This is a genomic window from Chryseobacterium sp. G0162 (assembly GCF_003815715.1).
Classification (GTDB): domain Bacteria; phylum Bacteroidota; class Bacteroidia; order Flavobacteriales; family Weeksellaceae; genus Chryseobacterium.
On sequence record NZ_CP033922.1, the window covers coordinates 1,393,059 to 1,418,115 of the forward strand.

The window sequence follows — 25,057 nt, forward strand, 5'->3', positions numbered from 1 at the left end:
ACAAAACTTGCCAGTAAATATTTGATTGAGCCAATTCATGAAAAATGATTAAATTTGAGAAACTACATATGAAAGTAAAATGAGATATCATCTATCGGGAAACATCCCACAAAAAAGGCATACCGTCTTTAAATCTCCGGAAGATAAATTTTACTATGAACAACTTTTCGGAACCGAGGGTTTTCATGGGATCTCTTCTCTATTGTACCATATCCACCGCCCTACACAGATCAAATCAATCGGGGAACCGAAAGATGTAACTCCAAAAATTGCGGTGGAGAAAAACATTACGCCAAGAATGTTCAAAGGAATGAATGTCACTCCTGAAGACGATTTCATGGACAGCCGTAAGATCCTTTTGATGAATAACGATCTGAAAATGGGATTGGCAAAGCCAAGAAAATCGATGGATTATTTCTACAAAAATGCAGAATGCGACGAGCTTTTATTCGTCCATGAAGGAACCGGAATTTTGAAAACATTTGTGGGAGATCTTGAATTTGGTGTTGGTGACTATCTTATTATTCCAAGAGGAACCATTTATCAGGTAGAATTACAGTCTGAAAATACCGTATTCTTCGTATTGGAAAGCCACTCTCCTATTTACACTCCCAAAAGATACAGAAATGAATTCGGGCAGCTTTTAGAACATTCTCCGTTTTGTGAAAGAGACATTATTGCTCCTTCTTTTAAAGAACCTAAAGATGAAAAAGGAGAATTTTTAATTAAAGTAAAAAAGGAAAACCAGATCACAGACTTTATTTATGCTACTCATCCATTTGATGTGGTAGGCTGGGACGGATATTTCTATCCTTATAAGTTTAATATCAAAAATTTTGAACCTATTACAGGAAGAATCCATCAACCGCCACCGGTTCATCAGAATTTTGAAGCGCATAATTTTGTAGTATGCTCTTTCTGTGCAAGAATGTATGATTACCATCCAATGGCTATTCCTGCACCTTATAACCACTCCAATATTGATTCCGATGAGGTATTATTCTATACGGAAGGTGATTTTATGAGCCGTAATCATATCGATTTAATGGACTTCACCCTTCATCCGGGAGGAATCGTTCATGGTCCTCACCCGGGAGCTATGGAAAGAAGTATCGGGAAAAAATTTACGGAGGAATACGCGGTAATGGTTGACCCTTTCCGTCCTTTAAAAATTACGGAAGAAGCTTTAAAAGTGGAAGATCCGTCTTACAAAACTTCATGGTTGGAATAAAACAGTAGAAGATCTTTTCTCTTATTAAGAAAAACTATTACTGAATACATATAAAAGCTGCTTTAAATCCTTTATTTAAAGCAGCTTTTTTCGTAAATTTGTAAGGTATGGTTCACATATGGCCATCATTATTTTTCATATCGCATCCTAAGTAATGGTGGTTTAATAAAAATCAATATTACATGTTAGAAAGAATCAGATTAGAAAGTCTACACGAAAAGGTAACTACGGCTGAAAATGCTGTAAAAATGATTAAAGACGGTATGACCATAGGGTCCAGCGGCTTTACAAAAGCAGGTGACAGCAAAGCCATTTTGCCGGCACTTGCAGAAAGAGGAAAAACAGAAGATCTTAAAGTCACTTTAATGACCGGAGCTTCATTGGGACACGGCACAGACGGAAAACTGGCAGAAGCCAATGTCTTAAAAAAAAGAATGCCCTTCCAGGTAGACCCTACTTTAAGAAATAAAATCAATAAAGGTGAAATTCTTTTCATCGATCAGCATTTAAGTGAAAGTGCCGAACTTCTACACACCAAAAATCTTCAAAGCATTGATGTAGCCATTATAGAAGCAGCTTATATCGAAAGAGACGGAAGTATTGTCCCTACCACTTCAGTAGGAAATTCAGTGACCTTTGCTGCTTTGGCTAAAAAAGTGATTATTGAAATCAATACGGAAGTTCCGGAAGAAGTATACGGAATCCACGATATTTACCAGGCTGAAGATTATCCTTACAGAAATGTAATTCCTATCGTAGCTCCATGGAATAAAATCGGAAGAAAAAGTATTCCTGTAGATCCCAATAAAATTGAAGCAATTGTTTTCACCAATCTTAAAGACAGTCCTGCAGATATTGCAGAACCGGATGAGAAAACGACAGCCATCGCCAAACACCTTCTCGCCTTCTTTGAAAATGAAGTCCAGCTAGGACGTCTTACAGACAGATTACTTCCTCTTCAGGCAGGCATCGGAAAAGTAGCTAATGCTGTACTTACAGGATTTAAGGATAGTAATTTTTATGACTTAACAATGTTTTCCGAAGTACTTCAGGACAGCACCTTTGACCTGATAGATTCTGGTAAATTAAGTTTTGCCTCTGCATCATCTATTACGGTTTCCAAAGAATGTTATGAAAGAGTTTTAGGAAACCTTTCAAAATATAAAGATAAGTTTGTTTTAAGACCTCAGAATATTTCCAATACTCCGGGATTGATCAGAAGATTAGGAGTAATTGCCATCAACACTGCTATTGAATTTGACATCTACGGAAATGTAAACTCTACCCATATTGGCGGCACAAAAATCATGAATGGAATCGGAGGTTCCGGAGACTTTGCAAGAAATGCTTACTTAAGTATTTTTGTAACCCAGGCAGCATCCAAAGGCAACAATATTTCCCACGTGCTTCCAATGGTTTCTCACACAGACCATACAGAACATGATGTTGATATTCTGGTTACTGATGTAGGACTGGCTGATTTAAGGGGATTAGCCCCAAGAGAAAGAGCTCAGAAAATTATTGATAACTGTGTTCATCCTGATTACAGAGAAGAACTGCAATCTTATTTTGACAGAGCCTGTGAACGTGGAGGACATACGCCTCATCTTCTGGAAGAAGCCTTCAGCTGGCATTTACGTTTCTCAGAAACCGGAAGTATGAAGCAGGAAATAGCAGCCGAAGTTTCCAATTAAGAATGTTATATTTCAATTGAACCTTATAAAAGGACCAGATGTTATTCATTTGGTCCTTTATTTTTTATTAAATTTATAAGATCCATTAATATGATAAAAGTCTTTTAATCTCCTTTATAAGATTTGAAATAAATAGGGATATAAAGACTATCTTTGAGAGAGGTTAGGCATTTTATGAAATAGAAATTAGTCAGGAATTTTATAATAAAAAAGATAAAATATGAATAATTACATCAGCGCAGAAGAAGCGATATATACGATAAAAAGCGGTAACCGTGTATTTTTCCACGGCAGCGCATGTACTCCCAATTATCTGATTGATGAACTGGCAAGACAAGCTCACAGGTTAGACAAGGTAGAAATGGTTTCTATTACCCAGCAAGGAAATATAGAAATTGCAAAACCTGAGTATAAAGACAAATTCTTTGTCAATTCCTTATTCGTATCTACGCCGGTTCGTGATGCTGTAAATTCAGACAGAGGAGACTTTGTTCCTGTATTTTTAAGTGAAATTCCTATTTTATTCAGAAAGAATATACTCCCGCTGGATGTGGCTTTGGTAACCGTTTCGCCACCAGACAAACATGGTTTCTGTACATTGGGAACATCTGTAGACATTGCAAGAGCTGCTGTAGATACCGCGAAAATTATTGTTGCATTGGTTAATCCAAGAATGCCCAGAACTCATGGGGACGGAATGATTCACATCAGCAGAATCCATAAACTGGTTTGGCATGAAGAAGAACTTCACACCGTGGATTATAGTTCAAAAGTTGGCCCTGAAGAAATGCTGGTAGGGAAAAATGTAGCAGAACTTATTGAAGACCGTTCTACCCTACAAATGGGTATAGGAACGATTCCTGATGCTGTTTTACAATGTTTGCATAACCATAAAGACCTTGGTATCCACACCGAAATGCTAAGTGATGGAGTCATAGATCTGATTCAGGATGATGTAATCAATAATAAATATAAAGGCTACAACGACAATAAAACCATTACCAGCTTCTGTTTTGGAACCAGAAAATTGTATGATTATGTGGATGACAACACTGTTTTCGCTTTCCGAGATGTGAGTGAGGTCAACTTCCCGATCAATATCATGAAGAATAAAAAACTGGTAGCCATCAACTCTGCCATTGAAATTGACCTTACCGGACAGGTATGCGCAGACTCTATCGGAACATTGCAATATAGTGGTATTGGTGGTCAAATGGATTTCATGCGTGGGGCTGCATTAAGTGAAGATGGAAAGCCTATCATTGCCATCACTGCAAGAACGAAAAAAGGAGTCTCAAGGATTGTTCCTTTTTTGAAACAAGGGGCAGGTGTAGTCACTACAAGAGGCCATATCCATTATGTTGTTACAGAATATGGTACTGCTTATCTATATGGGAAAAACCTTCGCCAGAGAGCGCAGGAGCTGATTAGCATTGCCCATCCTGATGACAGAGAGATGCTTGAAAAAGCGGCTTTCGAAAGGTTTAAACATTGATAATCAATTAATAATATATTTTAACTTCAATTTTTATTTAGAGTTTTAAAAAATATCTTTAACTTATACCAATAAAACATAAAAAAGCCTTAATATTTTGGCAATGTTTTTGATAAAAATCTTTTTAAAACAAGGAAATTGAAGACTATATATAATTCGATACGAGAAGAAGTTGTAAAGCATTCGAAGGTAAGGAATTCTGTTTTGGGGAATGTGAGTGAATGGAAGAGAAGCCATTATATTATTCTTTCCGAAATCATTAAAGATGAGCTATCTGAAGCTGAAGAACTTAAAGGAGGTAAAAAATTTGAAATCGGAAGCACGATCTCACACGTTACGCTGCAGCGTTTTTTTGAAAATGATTACCAGGACAAAACCCACAGTGATTTAAGATTCTTAAAAACACTGGATAAAATATGCATTTTTCTGGGCTATAAAGACCTTAATGACTATATCCTTTCCATAAGACATAAGAAAAAGGATCAGACCGAAACCGACGACTTGTCGTTCATGACCAGCTTGGTATATGACTACTGTGCCATCGCTTTCGAATTCTGCAAACAGTTTCCCAATCATAATACTGAGCTTTTTAAAGATTTGGTATTTGATGATTCTCCATTCCTGGAAAGAGTTTCACAATTCAGTAAAGAGCTCTGCGACAAAGACTTTCAGTTGGTAACCAAAAACAATCGTTCTAACTATGAAGTTTTTGATATTCATGTGGTTACAGATGAACCGAATAAAAAAATTCTGGAATCTCAAGAATTCTGGAATCTGTTATTTAAAGTTGGAGAAAGCGGAGAAGAACATTTTGTAAACCAACTCAGTACACAGATTTATTTTTTCAAGAAAATAGATAATACCTGGAAGATCTGGGACAACTATAATCCGGATGCAGGAATGCTCAACAGAAAGATAGAAACGATATAACATAAGAAAGCCGCAGATGATCTCTGCGGCTTTCATGTTCGAAATATTTTTTTCTCACTTGTTTTTTGTTCTACAAATGTACTCAGCTTATTTCGAACTTAAGAAACTTAAATATACTTAAGTGAACACTTCTTACACTTTATGTTAAATATATTCAATGAATCAGCCGTAATATTTTCGCTATATCCAAGAATTTTGTAATTTGCATACCAATAAAATAAAAGTAAAAGAGAAAATATGTCAACACTTACATTTGCCGAGAAAATTGCTCAAGCAGAGAATTTCTTACCAATTAATGGTACAGATTATATTGAGTTTTATGTAGGAAATGCAAAACAGGCTGCCCATTATTACAAAACCGCTTTCGGTTTTCAGTCTGTAGCATATGCGGGTCCTGAAACAGGAGTAAGAGACCGCGCATCTTATGTGCTTCAACAGGGAAAAATCAGATTGGTACTTACAACAGGGCTTACCTCTGAATCTCCTATCAGCGAACACGTAAAAAAACATGGTGACGGAGTAAAAATTTTGGCACTTTGGGTAGATGATGCATATGCAGCTTTCGAAGAAACAACTAAAAGAGGAGGAAAACCTTATTTAGAGCCTGTAACTTTAACTGATGAGCATGGTGAAGTAAGAATGTCCGGTATTTATACGTACGGAGAAACTGTTCACATGTTTGTGGAAAGAAAAAATTACAATGGAGCTTTCATGCCTGGATATGAAAAATGGGAAAGTGACTACCGACCTGAGGAAGCTGGTTTATTGTATGTAGACCACTGTGTAGGAAACGTAGACTGGAACAGAATGATCCCTACTGTGGAATGGTATGAAAAAGTAATGGGATTTGTGAACATCCTTTCTTTTGATGACAAGCAGATCAACACAGAATATTCTGCATTGATGTCTAAAGTAATGTCAAACGGAAATGGATTTGCAAAATTCCCGATCAACGAACCTGCAGAAGGTAAAAAGAAATCTCAGGTAGAAGAATACCTTGATTTCTACGAGGGAGAAGGAGTACAACACATTGCTGTTGCTACCAAAGACATTATTCATACGGTAACTGAACTTAAAAAACGTGGTGTAGAGTTTCTTTCTGCTCCACCAGAGGCTTATTACGATATGGTTCCTCAAAGAGTAGGTCATATTGATGAAGATCTTAAGAAACTTCAAGACTTAGGTATACTTATTGATCATGATGAAGAAGGATATCTGTTACAGATTTTTACTAAGCCTGTAGAAGACCGTCCTACTCTATTCTTCGAAATCATTGAAAGACATGGTGCACAGAGTTTTGGTGCCGGAAATTTCAAAGCATTGTTCGAAGCATTAGAAAGAGAACAGGAGAGAAGAGGAAATCTTTAATTTTACAACCAGAAATAGTAAGTTTTGTCAGGATGCAAAGTTCTGACAAAACTTTTTTATAAAACACAGCATAATGAGAAAACTTTTAATTGGAATTTTATTCTTTGGGACCTTAGGTGTAAAAGCACAATATGGATCACTGAATGCAATTCTGGACAGACTTGAAGCAAGAAGAGGTATCAATCAAAATCTTGAAAAGGTAGATATCAACAACAAAAAGTTTGTTTTCATTAAAGATGAAGCAGACCACACAGAAAGAGATTTTATTGTAATTAAAGGAAGTAATGCAACCTATGTTGAGGTTTTTGATGATAAATCTACGGGGGAAAGCAGTTCTAATGTCTTTACCGGTGATATTATCCGAAAAAAGAACATCGTTTCTTTACGAGCGGATATGCTTGAGGGCAAAAAGGTCCCGATGCCTGTCACAAAAACACTTTTGCTTACCCAACAGGACAATATTCTCTATCTTATCGATATCAATACCAGAGACCGATGGATTGATGAAGCCTCTTACTCAAAAAAGGCAAAATAAACATCTTGGGGAAAGTTTCTCGGGATGATATTTTAATCTAACTAAAATCTAAACTTATGAAATCATTTGTAGACTATTCCTCAAATTCGGATTTTTCTATATATAATATTCCTTTTGGAGTCGCAGTATTCAATAAAGAATATATCGGATGCTGTACAAGAATCGGAGATCAGGTTATTGATCTTGCTACCCTTTATGATCTTGGCTATTTTGAAGATATCGAAGGATTGGATGACAATGTTTTTGAAGCCTATACCATCAACGAATTTATCGAATTGGGTAAACCTGTTACCAATGCTGTTCGTACAAAGATTCAGGCATTATTACAGGAAGGTTCGGCATTGTCAAAAGACCAGAAAACAATTGAAGAGGCTTTCTATGATCTTGATAAAGTAAAAATGATGATGCCGGTTCATATTCCAAACTATACAGACTTCTACAGCAGCATTGAACATGCTACCAACGTAGGAAAAATGTTCCGTGATCCTGCCAATGCCTTACTTCCTAACTGGAAACATTTACCGGTAGGTTACCACGGAAGAGCTTCATCTATTGTTGTTTCCGGAACAGACATTAACCGTCCTAAAGGTCAGACAAAACCAGCTGATGCAGATAAACCTGTTTTTGGGCCTAGTAAACAATTGGATTTTGAATTGGAAATGGCTTTCATCATCAACAAAAATACGGAGATGGGAGAAAGTATTTCTACTAAAGATGCTGAAGATGCGATCTTCGGAATGGTAGTATTTAACGACTGGTCTGCGAGAGACATCCAATCATGGGAATATGTTCCACTTGGGCCATTCCTAGCGAAAAACTTCGGTTCATCTATTTCTCCATGGGTAGTTACCCTTGAAGCTTTGGAACCATTCAGAACCGCTTCTCCTACACAGGATCCTGAAGTTTTAGATTATTTAAAATTTGAAGGAGACAAAAACTACGATATCAACCTTGAAGTCTATATCCAGCCTGAAAATGGGGAACAAAATCTGATCTGCGAAAGTAACTACAAACATATGTACTGGAACATGACCCAACAATTGGCTCACCATACCGTAAATGGATGTAATGTAGAAGTTGGCGATATGTATGCAAGTGGAACAATTTCAGGAAGTGATCCAAAATCTTTCGGTTCTATGCTTGAATTAACATGGAGAGGTCAAAATCCTTTATCATTAAGCAACGGTGAAGAAAGAAAATTCATTGAAGATCGTGATACCGTTACCATGAAGGCATGGGCTGAGAAAGATGGTGTGAGAGTAGGTTTCGGTGAAGTTTCCGGTAAAATTATCCCAACACATTAATTAATTTAACCACAAAAGTCACAAAAGGATTTATAATTACACAGCCATATTTAACTGATTTGACCTATAAAATAAAACGGCGCCTGCATAGAAGTTCACAAAATTCTAGGCGCTGGTTTATTGGAAAGTGTGTATCATAAATGCCTGGAAGATGAATTAAGATTAAGAAATATTAGTTTTAAATCTGAACTGAAGGTTCCTGTAAATTATAAAGGAAAAGAAATAGATTGTGATTTCTTTTGCTATTTTTTAGTTGAAGATTTAATTGTTATTGAGCTCAAATCAGTTGTTCAATTAAATGATATTCATAAGGCTCAGCTTCTAAATTACATCAACTTAATGAAGAAACCTAAAGGCATCTTAGTTGATTTTAATGTAAAAAATCTTTATCATGACAGACAGGAAACCTTTGTAAATAAATACTACGACATGTTTTTTTGATTTTTAAAGATTAAAGCTATTTACTTAAAAACTTTTGTGACTTTTGTGGTTTTATCATTTTTATAGTTAACTAAAAATATGAAAACAGTAACCCCCTCTGAGATAACCGCCGTACAGCTTCAGACCATCATGCAAACCGCCGTTTCACCTCGTCCTATTGCATTGGCTTCTACGGTGGATGGAGACGGCAATCATAACTTATCTCCATTCAGTTTTTTCAATATGTTCAGTACGGTTCCTCCAATTCTGATCTTTTCACCATCGAGGAGAGTACGTGACAATACTACAAAACATACGCTTGAAAATGTATTAGAAGTACCGGAAGTTGTTATTGGAACAGTAAACTTTCCAATCGTACAGCAGATTTCTTTGGCCTCTACGGAGTATGAAACAGGAGTCAATGAATTTGTAAAGTCTGGTCTTACGATGAAAGACGCTGACCTGATACAACCCAAACTGATTGAAGAATGCCCTGTGAACTTTGAATGTAAAGTCTTAGAAATAAAACATTTAGGAAACCAAGGAGGATCAGGAAATCTTGTAATCTGTGAGGTTCAGAAGATTCATATTAGGGAAGAATACCTGAATGAAGCAGGAAATTTAGATCAGCAAAAACTGGATATGGTCGCCCGTTTAGGGAGCAACTGGTATTCCAGAAGTAATGAAAACAGCCTTTTTGAAGTTCCTAAACCTTTGGTAACAAAAGGAATTGGCTTTGATCTTTTGCCGGATGCTATCAAATACAGTAAAGTATTTACAGGAAATGATTTGGGAATGCTGGCGAACGTTGAAGTTTTACCTTCCGGAGAATATTATTCTGATGAAAATATTCATGAAGATGCCCAAAAGCTATTGTTGGAAAGCAACATTGAAGAAGCCTGGAAGATTTTAATTAAATAATCTGAATACAAATCATGAAAAAATATGCTTTCTTCTTTTTTTTATCAATCACTTTACAATCATGTGTTTATTACCCTATTAAAAAAGATTATGGGATTTACAGTAAATCATTGGTGTTTTCAAAAGACAAAAAATGGTTGATTAACAACATCAAAACGGGTGTAGATTCGCACCACAGAGAAATGATGAGTAAAGAAGCAATGCAGCTATTTCAAGATTTAAGTAGTGGCAATGCTTTTGATTTAAAAATGGCCAAAGCTGAACATATAATTCAAAACAGTATTCCGTTTGAGCCTGAAGTGGAAGATCTTGAGACCTTGAAAAACAGTTCTGATTTTAATTTTCTGGTTAACATTTATACCATGAAGCTTCGTAGCTCTTTAGACCGTTCTATTGGTGAACTGGATGACTATAAGAAAAATGAAACCTTTGCGATGATGGATGTTTATGATATTAAAACTATGAAAAAAATATATTCATTGAAAGCGTCTTCTGAAGTATCACTGGAAAAAGGTGAAAAGGCAACCATTTTTACTCCGACAAGTGAAATGATGACGATGAAAAACTTCAGAAGCCTTTTAAAGTCAATAAAAAAGAATGCGGTAAAAACCGAACAATAATTCAATAAAAAAGGAGTGAAAATTTCACTCCTTTTTTATTGAAAAGCAATATTTATTTTAATATTATATGATTCCTGCAACGAATACCAAATAATTATTTAGTATCCAATGTTTTTGAAACGGTAATTTTTCCCTTTTCTGCAAACTCAGTTACTTTACCGTTTTTATCGATGGAAACATTTAGGTTATCATTTTTGGAATCATAGTAAACAGAAGTAGCATATCCAGGGCAATCATGCTGTTTACATCCATGAAGTTTATAGATTCCACCTTCAGAGACAATAGGACTCTCTACGTCGAAATTTTTTATCATTTCATCATAATCTTTTCCTACCAATTTTTTCAATCTTTCAGTTAGGCCCTTGTCTTCAAATAATTTGATATCATGAGGATACTTTCCATCATTTTTGGTAATAATTTCAACTTGAACTGCTGCTGAAGAAGCAGTATCCGTTACTGAATCCATCTTTGCACTAACAGTAGAATCTTTTGGCATTACGGTAGCCAGCGTATCTGTACTTACAGAAGATTGAGTGTTGGTTTCTTTTTTACAGGAAATAACAGTTCCTAATAACAACAGCGCTAATGCGCTCGTAATCGTTTTTTTCATAATAAAATTTAGTATAGTGGTAATTTATTACAACGTGATTCTAATAGATTTATTTTAAATCACTTACATTTTGAGCACTATTTCTGAAGACTTCTTATTTTAGATTTTTAACTAAAAAATCAATACACTTTTCTGTTACAATGTTCAGATCTTCCGGCAACGTAGAGTCTGTCCAGGGTTCTTTAGCTCCAAAGGTATGATTTCCATTCTCAATAAGAAAAAGTTCTGAATTCGGATTAAGAATGTGAAGATGCTCTGCGTGCTTTACATCAACAGCTTCATCACGGGTTCCATGGATAATCAGCATATGCGCTTTAGCCATTTCTGTAGCCCGTTCTACATCAAAACGGTGTATATTCTGCTCATAATCTTCATAAAACTGATAGTAATGAGGCATTTCCTGTTGAGTACGTCCATTCAAAGCGTAATAAACGCCTTCTTTTTTCCAGTTTTCAAAAAAATCACCTGTGGGAAAACGATCCAAGGTATCTACGCTGGCGAGAGTAATCAATCCGTTGATTCTTTCATCCTCAAAAGTCTTAATAACGGAAATCCCTCCTCCTCTACTGTGCCCCATCAGAATGATCTTTTCGGAATCTACATGCGGATCCAGGATAAAATGGTCAATAACAATCCCTAAATCAGACAATTCTTTGGTATAATTATTATTTCCAAAGGCTTCAAGATCGCCAAAATGATGAGGGTCATCTACAGTGGTTCCATTGTGAGAAAAATTAAACTTTACAAAGAAAAAACCTTCTCCTGCAAGCTTCTCTCCCATTAAATCCCATGCTCCCCAATCTTTATAGCCTTTATACCCATGAACAAAAATGACCAAAGGCTGTTTTTCTTGAGTATCACTATAAAAAGCATCAGCAAGAAACCCTTTTGTTTCTTTATTTTCTAAATAAATATTCTTTTCCCTAATCAGATTCATAAAACAACAGGTTTTAATTTAATATTCTCAATATTTAAAACACTAATTTAATTTGAAATTTATGAAAAAAATTATTAAAAAATAACCTTATTTTTGCTACATGCAGAATTTAAGAACAGTAACGGTAATGCGTTACATTCTGCCATTGAGAGAGGGAGGCTCCCTTCCCGCCCTGGCAGAAGCTGATGATGACTTTAAGTATGTCTTAAAGTTCCGTGGCGCGGGTCATGGAGTTAAAATGCTGATCTCAGAATTTATAGGTGGAAAGATTACAGAAGCTTTGGGACTCAAAATTCCCGAATTGGTCTTTGTTAACCTTGATGCGGATTTCGGAAGAACAGAAGCCGATGAGGAAATACAGGATCTGCTAAAGTTTTCTGAGGGTTTAAATCTAGGATTGCACTATCTGTCCGGCTCCATCACCTATGATCCGGGAGTAAGTGTTGATCCGCTTCTTGCCTCAAAAGTAGTATGGCTGGATGCCTTTATTACCAATATTGACCGTACATTTAAGAATGCCAATATGCTGATGTGGAATAAAGAGCTTTGGATCATTGACAACGGTGCTTCATTTTATTTTCATCATTCATGGCAGAATTTTGATGCAGCGGCTAAAACTCCGTTCAAATATGTGAAAGATCATATTCTTCTTCCTAAGGCTAAAATGCTGGATGAAGCAGATAAGTTTGCGCATGAAGTACTGAACGAAACTCTTTTCAGGGATATTGTGAATGCTATTCCTGAAGATTGGCTGCACTGGAACGATGCGGATGAAACTCCCGAAGAGATCCGTGACATTTATTTTCAGTTCCTGAAAACCCGATTAGAAAATTCTCAAATCTTTGTAAACGAAGCTAAAAATGCAAGAGGATAAAATATACGAATACGCGGTAATACGCTTGGTACCAAAAGTTGAGAGAGAAGAATTTTTCAATATCGGACTGGTTATGTTTTCCAAAAAAGAAAAATTTATCCGGGTGGAATTTTATTTATGTCCTGATAAATTCAAGCTGATGCACAGCAAACTGGATTATGATGATATCATCCAAAACCTGGAGAGCTTTCAGAAAATTGCCAATGGAGATAAGGATGGCGGGCCTATTGCTCAGTTTGATATTCCTGAACGATTCCGCTGGCTTACTGCTGTAAGAAGTGCTGTTGTACAAACTTCAAGACCTCATCCCGGAAAATCTAAGGACCTGAATATTACTTTTGGTAAACTTTTTGAGGAGTTAGTAAAGTAATACTTCCCTCTAAAAAAAATCTTATGAAATCATCTAATAACAACATATCAATTGACAGGTTTTTCACAAACCTGTTTTTTATTTTATCTTTAAGTTTCTCAGGTTTATTTTTTTCTCAATCATTTTCTCAATCACCGGAAAAAGCTAAACGGGTAAAAAGTACACTTCTACCGGAAATAGCAATGGTTTCTGAAAATATCATTTATAAAACCAGTAAAAAAGGAGATTCTCTGATGCTGGACCTGTATACTCCCAAAAACTTTTCAGGTAAACTCCCTGTACTAATTTATGTTCACGGAGGCGGATGGATAGAAGGCAGTAAAGCCGTTTATGCTGACAATTATCTTGAAACAACGATTGCCAAACTGATGGAAAAGCAATATGTCGTGATCAGTATCAATTATACCCTTCTGAATGACAACACCCACTTTCCTCTCCCATTACAAGATACTAAGGATGCCGTGCGATGGGTAAGAAAGAATGCTGAAAAATATAACTTCGACACTAATAATATAGGGCTGTTTGGGGCATCAGCAGGAGCCCATCTGTCTCTTGTAGCAGCCTACACCCCAGATGATGCATTTAAAGGAAGTCCTGACCTTTCATCTTATTCGGCAAAAGTAAATTATGTAGTTGACCATTACGGACCTGTTGATCTGAACAAACTTTTCCATACCAGACTGGGAATAATTCCGGTAGCCATGATTGGAATGGTTTCAAAAAAGATTGTTAATTTACAGCAAGGCCTGGTAAAAGGAATCTCAGGATATGATTTAACAAAAGATCAGGATAGAGCCATCGATTATCTAAAAACTATATCTCCTGCAACCTATACAGAAACGGGAGTTCCGACTTTAATTGTTCAGGGGAATAAAGATAAAATAGTTCCTCTAAGTCAATCTAAAAAATTACACAGAAGACTTAAACGCGCAAAAGTAGAAACTTCTTTAATTATCATTGATAATGGAGTACACAGTTTTTCTACAACAGATAAAGCAGCTCTTGATACAATGACAGATCAAACGGTAGACTTTATCGTTTCTCAAAAAAATAAAACTATACATTAGATTTACCAAAATAACCAGAACCCCCACTATTAGAAATACGATCAAAAATAAAAGGACAAATCTGCTAGATTGATATACATATCATCTGTTTTTATTGAAAAAATAATTACCTTGGCTAATATTTGATTCATTCTCAATAAAAAAGCCGATACTTTATATTATTCACTTAAAAAAAACTAAAGGATATGGATTTCTTGAACAATATCAATGCACTTACTCTTATATTTACATCGGTACTTATTTTTGCCATAGCCTATCGGTTTTATGGTATTTTCATTGCCAACAAAGTACTTAAACTTAATGATCATCACACCACTCCCGCAGTAGAATTTGCAGATGGAAAAGATTATGTAGCTACGAATAAAAATGTACTTTTCGGACATCATTTTGCTGCTATTGCTGCCGCCGGACCTCTTGTGGGACCTGTTTTGGCGGCTCAATTCGGGTATTTGCCCGGCGCTCTTTGGATTTTAATTGGCTGTGTATTGGGCGGAGGAGTGCATGACATGGTTGTTTTATTTGCTTCGGTTCGGCATAAGGGGCAAAGTCTTGCTACCATCGCTTCAAAAGAAATTGGTAAAACAACCGGAACAGTAGCCGGTTTTGCCATTTTATTCATATTAATTCTCACATTGGCAGGATTGTCACTTGCCTGTATCAATGCGATGCACGAAGCCTCATGGTCATTATTTACGGTAATCATTACAATGCCTATTGCCATCATTATGGGGCTGATTATGCGTTATAAAAAAAATAGTGTTCTTTTTGCCAGTATTCTGGGAGGAATCCTATTAATTGCCGGAATTATCGGTGGGCATAGTCTTATGCAGAATCCTACCCTGAATAATTTATTTTCATGGGATATTAAAACCATTTCTATTGCTATACCTCTTTATGGTTTCCTGGCATCGGTATTACCTGTTTGGCTGCTTCTCGTTCCAAGAGATTACCTTTCAACTTATCTTAAAATCGGGACGATCATTATGCTAGCCATTGGCGTTATTGTCATCCACCCTACTGTACAGATGCCAGCTATTACAGCATTTGTAAATGGTGGTGGCCCTGTCATTGGAGGTCCTGTACTTCCCTTTATTTTTATTGTGATTGCCTGTGGAGCAATTTCAGGATTTCATGCCGTGATTGCTACAGGAACAACACCGAAAATGCTCAACAAAGAAAGAGAAATTCTTTTCGTGGGATATGGCGCCATGCTGGTAGAAGGCTTTGTCGCACTCATGGCTTTAATTGCGGCCTGCACCCTGATGCCAGGCGACTATTTCGCGATCAATACCCCGAAAGAGGCTTATGATTCATTCCTTGCAACGCACCCTTCATTACATGGAGTAGACATCGATTATTATTCTCAAAAAATAGGTATTGACCTTTATGGAAGAACGGGCGGTGCCGTATCTCTGGCGGTAGGAATGGCTCACATTTTTAACAAAATCCCTTATATGGATCAACTGACCGCCTACTGGTATAATTTTGCCATTATGTTTGAAGCTGTTTTTATTCTTACAGCTATTGATGCCGGCACCAGAGTAGGACGTTTCTTTTTACAGGAAATGTTAGGATCTGTTGTTCCAAAATTTAATGATAAAAACTGGGTTCCCGGAATTATCATCAGTAGTTTACTCTTTACTTTTGCCTGGGGATATTTGGTATATACCGGAAATGTAAGCAGTATCTGGCCATTATTTGGAATCAGTAATCAACTGTTGGCTGCTTGTGGCTTAATTGTCTGTACTACGATGCTCATCAGAATGAACAGGGGAAAATATGCACTATGTTCTGCCATTCCCGGTGTTTTTATGGCAATCATTACTTTCTGGGCAGGATACATTCAGGTGACCAGCATTTATATTCCCAAAGAACAATATCTACTGGCTGCTTTAGCTGTAACAGCAATGATACTGATGCTGATTGTTTTCATAGGGGCTTTCAGGAAATGGTACCAGCTTCTTCAGATCAATACAACAGAAATTGATTATTACGGAGAACCGGTAAAAGAGCTGGTAGAGAGATAATATGCTTTCTACAAAATCTGTTAAAGCCTTTTGCTTCCTCTGATAATTTTTATACATTTGTTTTGCTTTAGGGGTATTCTGAAAAGAATTGAGAGAGTCCCTTTGAACCTGATACGGCTTACACCGACGTAGGAAAAAGCAAAATGACGTGATTTCTTGATGTCTTTTGTTTCGGATTTTTTCCTAAAGCTATTTTTATTTTAATGATAACAATGGAAAAAAATCTTTGGCAAGAAGTTCAACTTGTACGACAAAAGTCTCCTCTTGTTCATAACATAACCAACTATGTAGTGATGAACAATACTGCCAATGCTCTTTTGGCTGCAGGAGCTTCTCCGATTATGGCACATGCCCACTCTGAAATCAAAGAAATGATCAATATAGCCCATTCGGTGGTTATTAATATTGGTACTCTTGATGAATACTGGGCAGAATCTATGCTTATAGCTGCTGAAACTGCTGATACACTCCATAAACCCTGGGTGTTGGATCCGGTTGGTGCAGGAGCTACCTCTTTTCGTGATCAGGTATTACATCAGCTGTTACAATTCCATCCTACAGTAATCAGGGGTAATGCTTCTGAGATTATCGCACTCGCCAAAACCAATACAACAGTCACCAAAGGGGTAGACAGTACAGCAGAAAGTAATGACGCTGTTGAAGCTGCACACATCCTGGTTAACCAATACAACACTATCGTATGTATTTCGGGTGAAACGGATATTATCCTGAGCCAAAATCAATCTATACAAATCAAAAACGGACATGCTCTCATGACCAAAGTAACGGGTCTGGGATGTTCTGCAACAGCATTAATCGGAGCATTTATAAGTGTTACGGAAGATACAATATCTGGAACTGCCGCTGCAATGTCATTATTGGGAATAGCAGGCGAAATGGCTGTTCGTGAAAGCAAAGGCCCAGGCAGTCTTCAAGTCAACTTGATTGATAAACTATACAACATTACAGAAGAAGAATTTAACGGTCATTTAAAAATTGAAAGATCATGAGTATAAATACTTTCCCTTACTCATTATACCTGGTAATTTCTGAAGCAGATTGTATGGGAAAAAACTTCCTGGAAGTTGCTGAACAGTCCATATTAGGAGGTGTGGATATTATACAGCTTCGTGAAAAAAATGACAACAATGAAATATTCCTTCAAAAAGCCACACAGCTTATTGAGATTACAGATAAATATGGTATTCCTCTTATCATCAACGATAATATCACTGTTACTGAAAAAGTAAATTCAGCTGGAATACACGTTGGCAGCAGCGATGCAACTCCTCGGGGTCTAAGGCAGAGACCTTTGATCGGGAATAAAATGATTGGTTATTCTATAGAACACCTGGCTCAGCTTGGCAACGAACAAACTGCAGTAGCCGACTATCTGGGAATAAGCCCTGTTTTTAAAACAAAAACCAAAACAGATACTATTATAGAATGGGGATTGGAAGGAATTACTCAAATCAGGCAGCTTACAGAAAAGCCTTTGGTTGCAATAGGCAATATTCATCTGAAAAATGCAAGAGCAGTAATCAATGCCGGAGCAGATTGTCTCGCAGTAGTTTCCGCAATATGCAGTGCTGCTGATCCTCAAAAAGCAGCTTATGAATTAAAAAATGAAATTGTAAAATGAAAAAATACAAATATCCTTCCGTATTAACTATTGCAGGTTTCGACGGAAGCGGCGGTGCTGGTATTCAGGCTGACATTAAAACAACTTCTGCTCTAGGTTGCTTTTCCACATCTGTATTAACGGCTTTGCCTGTACAAAATACACAGGGAGTACGAAAAATATATCCTATTCCCGTAGAGGCAGTTGCTGACCAGATCAAAGCCATTTTGGAAGACATTGTTCCCGATGCTATAAAAATTGGAATGGTTCATACGCCTCAACTGGTAGAAACTATTGTTTCCACATTAGCAGAATATCCTAAAATACCTATTGTCTTTGACCCTGTAATGGTTGCCACCAGCGGACATCGTTTAATTGAAGAAGAAACCATCACAGCACTCACTGAAATGCTTTTCCCCATTGCTGATGTTATCACTCCCAATATGGATGAAGCTGCAATTTTAGCAGATATGAAAGTAGAAACTTTAGAAGATTTATACACAGCCGGAAAGAAAATCAAAAAGCTGGGGTGTAAAACAATTCTTCTTAAAGGTGGTCATCAGGAAACCTCAACGATTACGTCACTGTTTTATGATGAACATGAGAATTTTCATTCTTTCGAAACAATAAAATTTGACACGAACAATACTCATGGTTCCGGTTGTACACTTTCTTCAGCAATAGCAGCATATATTGCTCAGGGAAAATCCTTATATAATGCTGTTTCACTGGGACAAGAATATATTTATCAAGCCATAAAAAACGGCATAGATGTGCAAACAGGGCTAGGAAATGGTCCTCTTAATCACTTTTTTAATCCACAAAAACTTATCAAAAATGAAATGGTCTGAACAAACCTGGAACGCTATAGAAAAACATTATCAGTCTATCCTTGATATGCCTTTTATCAAAGAACTTTCTGATGGTACCCTACCACAGAAAAAATTCCGTTTTTATATGGCTCAGGACTCTTTATATCTGGAGCACTTTGGAAGAACACTCTCAATCATTGCTGCAAAGATTACTGATCTTCAGGATGTACTCACTTTTATGCGGTTCGCTGAAAATGCCATTGTAGTAGAAAATGCCCTGCATGAATCTTACTTCAAAGATTTTGGTTTGAGTGATAAAGGGGTTTTAGAACCTGCTTGCCATCATTATATTCACTTTCTGAGAAGTACGGCAGCTCTGGAATCTGTGGAAATTGCAGTTGCCGCAGTTCTCCCCTGCTTCTGGATTTATCGTGAGGTTGGAAATTATATTTACGAGATTCAAAACACCGTTAACAATCCCTATGAAAAATGGATCGCCACCTATGCTGGAGAAGAGTTTTCAGCGGCAGTGGAACAGGCTATTGCTATAGGTGATAAAATAGCAGAAAATAGTACTGAAGAAACCAGAAAAAAAATGACCGAAGCTTTTATTATGGCATCCAGAATGGAATTCCACTTTTGGGAAGCTGCTTACGAATTGAAAAGATGGAAGTAAAGAAGAGACACAATACCTCAATCATCCATTATGTTATCAACCACTACAACAAAAAACGGAACCAACTTTTGATTCCGTTTTTTTATAGATATAAAATTTGATTAAAAATTGAAATTAAGTCTTGTGAAAACATACCGTCCGTTCTGCCCAAACTGTGAAGTGGAGCGCGAATAAATAAACTGATCGTTATTACTTGAAGCCGGTAAATTTTTAGTAGGATAAATATCAAACAGGTTATTAACACCTACCGTCAACCCGATATTTTTGGTAAACTGATACGCTGCAGAAATATCGGTGATAATCTTATCTCCTATTGTTTGATGCTCATTAAATCCTATAATTCCATCTCCGTTAGCATCAAGAACATCGGCACCGGTTACTTTTCCGAAATAAGTATTTCTAAGATAGAAACTTGCTCCTTTCCATGTTAATGTGTGAGAAAGGCTTGCTTTTACTCTTGGTACGGCCTCTTCCAGATAGATTCTTGATTTTTCAGAGAAATAGACCTTTTCAAGAGCCGGAGATTTCAACAGCCCTGCTGAATGAATTTCACCCACCTGCTTAGTCTGGTTCAAGTTGATCGCAAAATTATTATCCAGTTTTACGCCTGAAAATCTTGCGTTATGGGAAATAACAATATCCAACCCTTTTGTTTCCGTATCGATGGCATTGGTGAAAAACTGAGCTGCATTTACATTTAATTTATCAAATTCTATTTGAGCATCGGTAGGTACATCTTTTCTTAAAAACTGATCGGTAAGAATAATTCTGTTATCAATCTTAGTAAAATAACCGTCCGCTGTGAATGTCAAATTCACTGATGGAATTTTATACGTAAATCCTACACTCGCTGACTTTGAGGTTTCCTGTTTAAGTTTTGGGATATTCAACTGTCCTGCCAATCGGGAATCATTACTGTATGTTCCCACTTCCAGAAGCTGTCCTCCTGTAAATAAGGTAGAAGTTACATTATAGTAAATCTGGTGTATAGATGGAGCCCTGAATCCTGTAGACCCTGCAAATCTCACATTAAAATTAGGAGCTACTTTGATTCTTGAAGCTAATTTATAATTAAATGTAGATCCAAAATCCGAATAATTCTCATATCTCGCTGCTGCATCCACTAAAAGCCAGCTGGTAAAGTTTAACTCTACATCTGCATACGCTGCCAACGACTGTCTATTCTTATTCACCGCATTTTCAGGTTTGAAACCACTGAATACCTGTGAACCTCCTGGCAAAGAAGCTCCAAAAAAGTCTGTAGGCCTTGATGTAGTATTATTCCATGGATTTCCTAAAACATCATAGGTAGTATATGATGCTTCTTCACCAGCAGTCATTTTAAAATTCTCAAAACGGTGCTCTCCTCCAAATGCTACATTCAATCCCTCCAGAACATCATATTTTTTAGAGAAATCTAAATTGATGGTATTTTGGGTAAACCTTAATCCTCCTGCATCAAACTCATTAGGAGAAGCAAACCTTAAAGAAGTGTTTCCGGTATTTCTGATATTGTAGGTAAAGGAGTTTTGTCCAAAGGTATTGCTGAAATCAATATTCCATCCTTCCCATTTTCCTTTAATTCCTGCTGCTAATGAAATATCCTGAATATCGGTTCCTATCTGTGGCAGGTAACCGCTAGGATATAAGCCTGTAAAGGTTCTGCTTTCCCTCGGTCTTCTGTAAAATCCTCCAGAAACTCCATGTCTTAAACTGTATCCTCCAAAAGTATACACCTTCCAGTTATCACTTACAGGTACCTCAGCATTGATAAAAAGCTGGTGATTATTAAGTTTAGACTGCCCTACCTGCATGTTGAAATCTTTTCTCGTCTGCCCTCTGTAAGCAAGTTCCTGATCGGTGATATAATTCAAATAATTGGTAGTAAACCTGGTAGGATCCGACAAAACTTTCTGTAAAGCGGAAATAGAATTAGCTCCCTGTATAGCAGTTTGTAAATCCTGAGAAAAATAACTTACTTCTGGTGCATATTGGTGAATATAGTTTACAATTTGCTGAGAATTTGGAGTATTTCCAATATCAGTAAAAAGAGAAGAAAGATTGACTCCATTTTTCAGGGCACGTTGCTCAATAGCATTATAAGCATTATAAATAGGAGCATTTTCTGTTCCTGCCCTGTACGTAGGGTTTCTAAACTGTGAAGACCAGGTAATATTGAAAAAACCACCTTTGGTTCCTATTTTATTTCCATAATTCAGGTCAAGCTGAATATTCTGTCCGTCAAAATTCCCGGTATGATCGTTCGCTGCAGGCGTTAAGTTTCCACCATAGCTGATCTGACCGGTTAGTTTTCCGGTATCTCTTTTTAATTCAAGGTTCATCACTCCGGCAATTGCATCAGAACCATATTGCGCGGCAGCTCCATCTCTTAAGACTTCTATTCTGTTTAAAGCAAAAGAAGGAATAGCATTTAAGTCAGTTCCTACAGTTCCTCTTCCCGGTGTTCCGTTTACATTAACCAGTGCAGAAGTGTGTCTTCTTTTTCCGTTGACCAATACCAATACCTGATCCGGTCCCAATCCTCTCAACTGGGCAGGATCCAAATGATCTGTTCCATCCGAATTGGTTTGAACAGTAGAGGTAAAAGAGGGTGCAATGGCATTTAGAATTTGCCCGATACTTGACTGGGGAAGTACAACTGAAGCTTCCTTAAGGTTGAATACATCTACAGGTACCGGACTGTCTGCTTTTGATCTGGCTCCGGCTCTGGATCCAAGGATAACAACTTCTTCTACTTTATTGGTTGTGACACTGTCTTTTTTTGTTTTAATGCTGTCTTTCTCCTGTCCATAGGTAAAAACTCCTAAAAAGAATAGAACAGAAGCGGAAAGAATAGTTTTTTTATTTCTCATATCATCTCATCAATTTGATTAAACATTTATGTTTTTTGCAGGTGCAAATGTAAAGTATATTTATTAGTCTACAAAATCAATAGACTTTGTTTTTGTAAAAAATGATAATCGTTTCTTTCTATCCCTTATTTAAAATTACTACTTTTTCCAATAAGGTAAAGGTATTTAATAAAAAAACGGACTCAAAAATGAATCCGTTTATCGTATTTAAAGGCTATTTTAAAGCATTAAATCTTAATAAGTTTAGCATATTTCAGAATCAGGTTCTTCTCTCCTTCATGCATGAATACAACTTTTGCTTTGATATTCTGAGGATCTGTCCCATCCAGGAAAGTAACTTCCCCAACGCCGAAACGATCGTGTCTCACTTTATCTCCCACTTCAATATCCTGAGAGGAAGCTCCACTTGGATTGATGATTTTGGCAGTGCTTACCGGTTTCAATTTTCTTACTTCCTGAGCAGGTTTTGAATTATCTTCACTTCTATTAAGTGTCTTTTTCTCTACCTTTTTGAAAGATTTTAATTCAGATGGATGTTCATCAAAAATATTGGATTTTACTCCAGAATTATTGATAAACCTTTTTTCCATAGCCGGATTAAGGAATTCTATATACTCATCATCAATTTCACTTAAGAATCTTGATGGTTCTGCATCTGTAATTTTCCCCCATTGGAAGCGGGAAATTGCATAAGAGAAGAATACTTGTTTTTCAGCTCTGGTTAATGCTACATAGAACAATCTTCTTTCCTCTTCAAGATCTTCTCGGGTGGCTGAACTCATGAAACTTGGGAAAAGGTTCTCTTCAAGACCCACCAAGTGTACAACAGGGAACTCTAAACCTTTGGAAAGGTGAATGGTCATTAATGATACCATATCATCTTCTGATTCCTTATCCTGAGTATCTGCAGAAAGGGCAATATTCTCAAGGAAATTGGAAAGACTCGGATCTCCGTCTTCCAGCTGTATTTGTTCTTCAATAAACCCTTGCATTGAGTTCATCAATTCCTGAACGTTTTCTACTCTTGATATTCCTTCAGGGGTTTGGTCATCTTTTAAAAACTTAATCAACCCACTTCGTTTAGCCACTTCCATAGCTACACTGTAGGCAGTTTCGGTTTTCAACAATACCTGGAATGCTTTAATCATTGACCAGAAATCATTCAGCTTGTTTAAAACACCATTATTAAGTCCTAATTGAGGAGCATACATGGGCAGGTTATCCAACACTTTTGAAACAGAAAGATTCTGAGCATCTGCAAAAACAATTAATTTGTTCTGTGTAGTTTCTCCAATTCCTCTGGCCGGATAGTTAATGATTCTCATTAATGCCTCCGAATCATTTTCATTGATTAAAAGACGCAGATAACCGATTAAATCTTTAACTTCTTTCCTTTGGTAGAATGAAAGTCCTCCATACACCTTGTATGGAATATTTTTACGTCTCAGCGCATCTTCAAATGCTCTGGTCTGAGAATTGGTTCTGTATAAAATAGCAAAGTCGCTATACTTTCTCTGGTCACGGTTTCGCAGTTCCCAGATATTTCCGGCTACAAAGTTCGCTTCATCAGCATCAGAAAGGGAACGGTATATTTTTATTTTATCTCCTTCTTCGTTATCACTGAAAACATTTTTCTTAAACTGCTGTAAGTTTTTAGCAATAACAACATTCGCTGCATTTACAATGTTTTGTGTGGAACGGTAGTTTTGTTCCAAAGATACAGTGATGGCATCCGGGTAATCCTTTTTAAAATTCAGGATATTATAAATATTAGCTCCACGGAAAGAGTAAATAGATTGGGCATCATCCCCTACCACACAGATATTTTCAAATTTAGAAGCCAGTGCTTTTACAATAAGATACTGGGAATGGTTGGTATCCTGGTACTCATCTACCATGATATATCTGAATCTATCCTGATATTTGGCTAATACCTCCGGAAAACGGGTCAATAACTCATTGGTTTTCAATAACAGATCATCAAAATCCATAGATCCGTTTCTAAAACATGCTTCTACATACTTTTGATAGATTTGTCCAATGAATTTCATATTTGCTTTTTCATCAGCTTCCATCAGTTCCGGATTGTTGAAATAAGCTTTTACTGTAATCAGGTTGTTTTTGTAAGTAGAAATTCTCGCCTGAACTTTTTTGGGTTTATAAAGATCAGCATCGATATTCATATCCTTCAATACTTTTTTAATCACATTCAATGCGTCCTGCTGATCGTAAATGGTAAAATTGGAAGGATACCCAAGATTATGCCCTTCAATCCGTAAAATTCTGGCAAAAACGGAGTGAAAAGTTCCCATCCAAAGACTTCTTGCATTGCTGTCTCCTACTACCTTTGCGATACGTTCTTTCATTTCACGGGCCGCTTTATTCGTAAAGGTAAGGGCAAGGATGTTGAAAGGATCTATTCCGTTAGAGATAAGGTGAGCAATACGCATCGTAAGCACACGTGTTTTACCAGAACCTGCCCCTGCAAGCACCATCAAAGGTCCTTGTAAAGAGGTAACGGCTTCATATTGTGATTCATTGAGTCCTTTCAGATAATCCATACAGCAAAAAAATTTTTGGAATGACAAAATTAAGATATTCAGAGGAGAATTCAAATTATGAAATGTCAATAGTCGATTTTGCTTTACAAGTGAATCGTGAATTCTGCTTCG

At 36.8% G+C, this 25,057-nt stretch carries 22 protein-coding genes and 1 riboswitch; of the genes, 18 read left to right on the forward strand and 4 right to left on the reverse strand.

Translation table 11 applies throughout. The annotated features are described in order from the left end of the window. Positions 1 to 79: 79 nt before the first annotated feature. From EG344_RS06440 to EG344_RS06485, 10 genes are all read left to right on the forward strand, one after another. Positions 80 to 1,231 carry a homogentisate 1,2-dioxygenase gene (locus tag EG344_RS06440; protein ID WP_123908773.1) on the forward strand — a complete coding sequence of 384 codons (1,152 nt, stop codon included), beginning with the start codon at positions 80 to 82 and terminating at the stop codon, positions 1,229 to 1,231. A 182-nt stretch (positions 1,232 to 1,413) separates the two neighbouring features. Continuing rightward, entirely contained in the window at positions 1,414 to 2,925 is a 1,512-nt protein-coding gene (locus EG344_RS06445; RefSeq protein WP_123908774.1) for a succinate CoA transferase, read from the forward strand. Between the two features lie 220 nt (positions 2,926 to 3,145). Next, entirely contained in the window at positions 3,146 to 4,420 is a 1,275-nt protein-coding gene (locus EG344_RS06450) for an acetyl-CoA hydrolase/transferase family protein (RefSeq protein ID WP_123908775.1), read from the forward strand. 138 nt (positions 4,421 to 4,558) lie between these two features. Continuing rightward, positions 4,559 to 5,350 carry a hypothetical protein gene (locus EG344_RS06455; protein ID WP_123908776.1) on the forward strand — a complete coding sequence of 264 codons (792 nt, stop codon included), beginning with the start codon at positions 4,559 to 4,561 and terminating at the stop codon, positions 5,348 to 5,350. Between the two features lie 237 nt (positions 5,351 to 5,587). Further along, on the forward strand, positions 5,588 to 6,718 hold the full coding sequence (hppD, locus tag EG344_RS06460) for a 4-hydroxyphenylpyruvate dioxygenase (protein ID WP_123908777.1): 1,131 nt from the start codon (positions 5,588 to 5,590) through the stop codon (positions 6,716 to 6,718). 73 nt (positions 6,719 to 6,791) lie between these two features. Then, entirely contained in the window at positions 6,792 to 7,253 is a 462-nt protein-coding gene (locus tag EG344_RS06465; protein WP_123859261.1) for a hypothetical protein, read from the forward strand. Positions 7,254 to 7,309: 56 nt separating this feature from the next. Next, positions 7,310 to 8,557, forward strand: a complete 1,248-nt coding sequence (fahA, locus tag EG344_RS06470; RefSeq protein WP_123908778.1) for a fumarylacetoacetase — start codon at positions 7,310 to 7,312, stop codon at positions 8,555 to 8,557. A gap of 129 nt (positions 8,558 to 8,686) precedes the next feature. Next, positions 8,687 to 8,998: a GxxExxY protein gene (locus tag EG344_RS06475; protein ID WP_262697954.1), complete on the forward strand. Its 312-nt coding sequence runs from the start codon at positions 8,687 to 8,689 to the stop codon at positions 8,996 to 8,998. Positions 8,999 to 9,076: 78 nt separating this feature from the next. Further along, positions 9,077 to 9,898 carry a flavin reductase family protein gene (locus EG344_RS06480; protein WP_123859259.1) on the forward strand — a complete coding sequence of 274 codons (822 nt, stop codon included), beginning with the start codon at positions 9,077 to 9,079 and terminating at the stop codon, positions 9,896 to 9,898. A gap of 14 nt (positions 9,899 to 9,912) precedes the next feature. Further along, positions 9,913 to 10,518: a hypothetical protein gene (locus EG344_RS06485; RefSeq protein ID WP_123908779.1), complete on the forward strand. Its 606-nt coding sequence runs from the start codon at positions 9,913 to 9,915 to the stop codon at positions 10,516 to 10,518. A gap of 94 nt (positions 10,519 to 10,612) precedes the next feature. Here EG344_RS06485 and EG344_RS06490 read toward each other — a convergent pair whose 3' ends face one another. Beyond that, complete coding sequence (locus tag EG344_RS06490; RefSeq protein WP_123908780.1) at positions 10,613 to 11,128, reverse strand: hypothetical protein; 516 nt, start codon at positions 11,126 to 11,128, stop codon at positions 10,613 to 10,615. Between the two features lie 94 nt (positions 11,129 to 11,222). Further along, positions 11,223 to 12,065: an alpha/beta hydrolase family protein gene (locus EG344_RS06495; RefSeq protein WP_123908781.1), complete on the reverse strand. Its 843-nt coding sequence runs from the start codon at positions 12,063 to 12,065 to the stop codon at positions 11,223 to 11,225. A 100-nt stretch (positions 12,066 to 12,165) separates the two neighbouring features. Between EG344_RS06495 and EG344_RS06500 the strand changes: the two genes are divergently transcribed. The 8 genes from EG344_RS06500 to tenA all read left to right on the forward strand — a co-directional run bounded on the left by EG344_RS06500 (position 12,166) and on the right by tenA (position 19,512). After that, positions 12,166 to 12,939 carry a HipA family kinase gene (locus EG344_RS06500; protein WP_123908782.1) on the forward strand — a complete coding sequence of 258 codons (774 nt, stop codon included), beginning with the start codon at positions 12,166 to 12,168 and terminating at the stop codon, positions 12,937 to 12,939. Beyond that, complete coding sequence (locus EG344_RS06505) at positions 12,926 to 13,309, forward strand: DUF3037 domain-containing protein (protein WP_123908783.1); 384 nt, start codon at positions 12,926 to 12,928, stop codon at positions 13,307 to 13,309. The genes EG344_RS06500 and EG344_RS06505 overlap by 14 nt, the downstream gene beginning before the upstream one ends. Positions 13,310 to 13,332: 23 nt before the next feature. Next, positions 13,333 to 14,376, forward strand: coding sequence for an alpha/beta hydrolase (locus tag EG344_RS06510; RefSeq protein WP_123908784.1), 1,044 nt, complete (start codon positions 13,333 to 13,335; stop codon positions 14,374 to 14,376). Positions 14,377 to 14,561: 185 nt separating this feature from the next. After that, positions 14,562 to 16,403 carry a carbon starvation protein A gene (locus EG344_RS06515; RefSeq protein ID WP_185145593.1) on the forward strand — a complete coding sequence of 614 codons (1,842 nt, stop codon included), beginning with the start codon at positions 14,562 to 14,564 and terminating at the stop codon, positions 16,401 to 16,403. Between the two features lie 59 nt (positions 16,404 to 16,462). Beyond that, a riboswitch (TPP riboswitch) is annotated at positions 16,463 to 16,555 on the forward strand. Between the two features lie 60 nt (positions 16,556 to 16,615). Further along, a complete protein-coding gene (thiM, locus tag EG344_RS06520; RefSeq protein ID WP_185145594.1) occupies positions 16,616 to 17,413 on the forward strand; it encodes a hydroxyethylthiazole kinase in 798 nt (265 codons plus the stop codon). Next, a complete protein-coding gene (gene thiE, locus EG344_RS06525; protein WP_123908785.1) occupies positions 17,410 to 18,045 on the forward strand; it encodes a thiamine phosphate synthase in 636 nt (211 codons plus the stop codon). Before thiM ends, thiE begins: the two co-directional genes overlap by 4 nt. Next, entirely contained in the window at positions 18,042 to 18,875 is an 834-nt protein-coding gene (gene thiD, locus EG344_RS06530; RefSeq protein WP_123908786.1) for a bifunctional hydroxymethylpyrimidine kinase/phosphomethylpyrimidine kinase, read from the forward strand. Before thiE ends, thiD begins: the two co-directional genes overlap by 4 nt. After that, positions 18,862 to 19,512 carry a thiaminase II gene (gene tenA, locus EG344_RS06535; RefSeq protein ID WP_123908787.1) on the forward strand — a complete coding sequence of 217 codons (651 nt, stop codon included), beginning with the start codon at positions 18,862 to 18,864 and terminating at the stop codon, positions 19,510 to 19,512. The genes thiD and tenA overlap by 14 nt, the downstream gene beginning before the upstream one ends. A 101-nt stretch (positions 19,513 to 19,613) precedes the next feature. Here tenA and EG344_RS06540 read toward each other — a convergent pair whose 3' ends face one another. Then, positions 19,614 to 22,385 carry a TonB-dependent receptor plug domain-containing protein gene (locus EG344_RS06540; RefSeq protein WP_123908788.1) on the reverse strand — a complete coding sequence of 924 codons (2,772 nt, stop codon included), beginning with the start codon at positions 22,383 to 22,385 and terminating at the stop codon, positions 19,614 to 19,616. 227 nt (positions 22,386 to 22,612) lie between these two features. Then, positions 22,613 to 24,946 carry an ATP-dependent helicase gene (locus EG344_RS06545; protein ID WP_123908789.1) on the reverse strand — a complete coding sequence of 778 codons (2,334 nt, stop codon included), beginning with the start codon at positions 24,944 to 24,946 and terminating at the stop codon, positions 22,613 to 22,615. Positions 24,947 to 25,057: the final 111 nt, after the last annotated feature.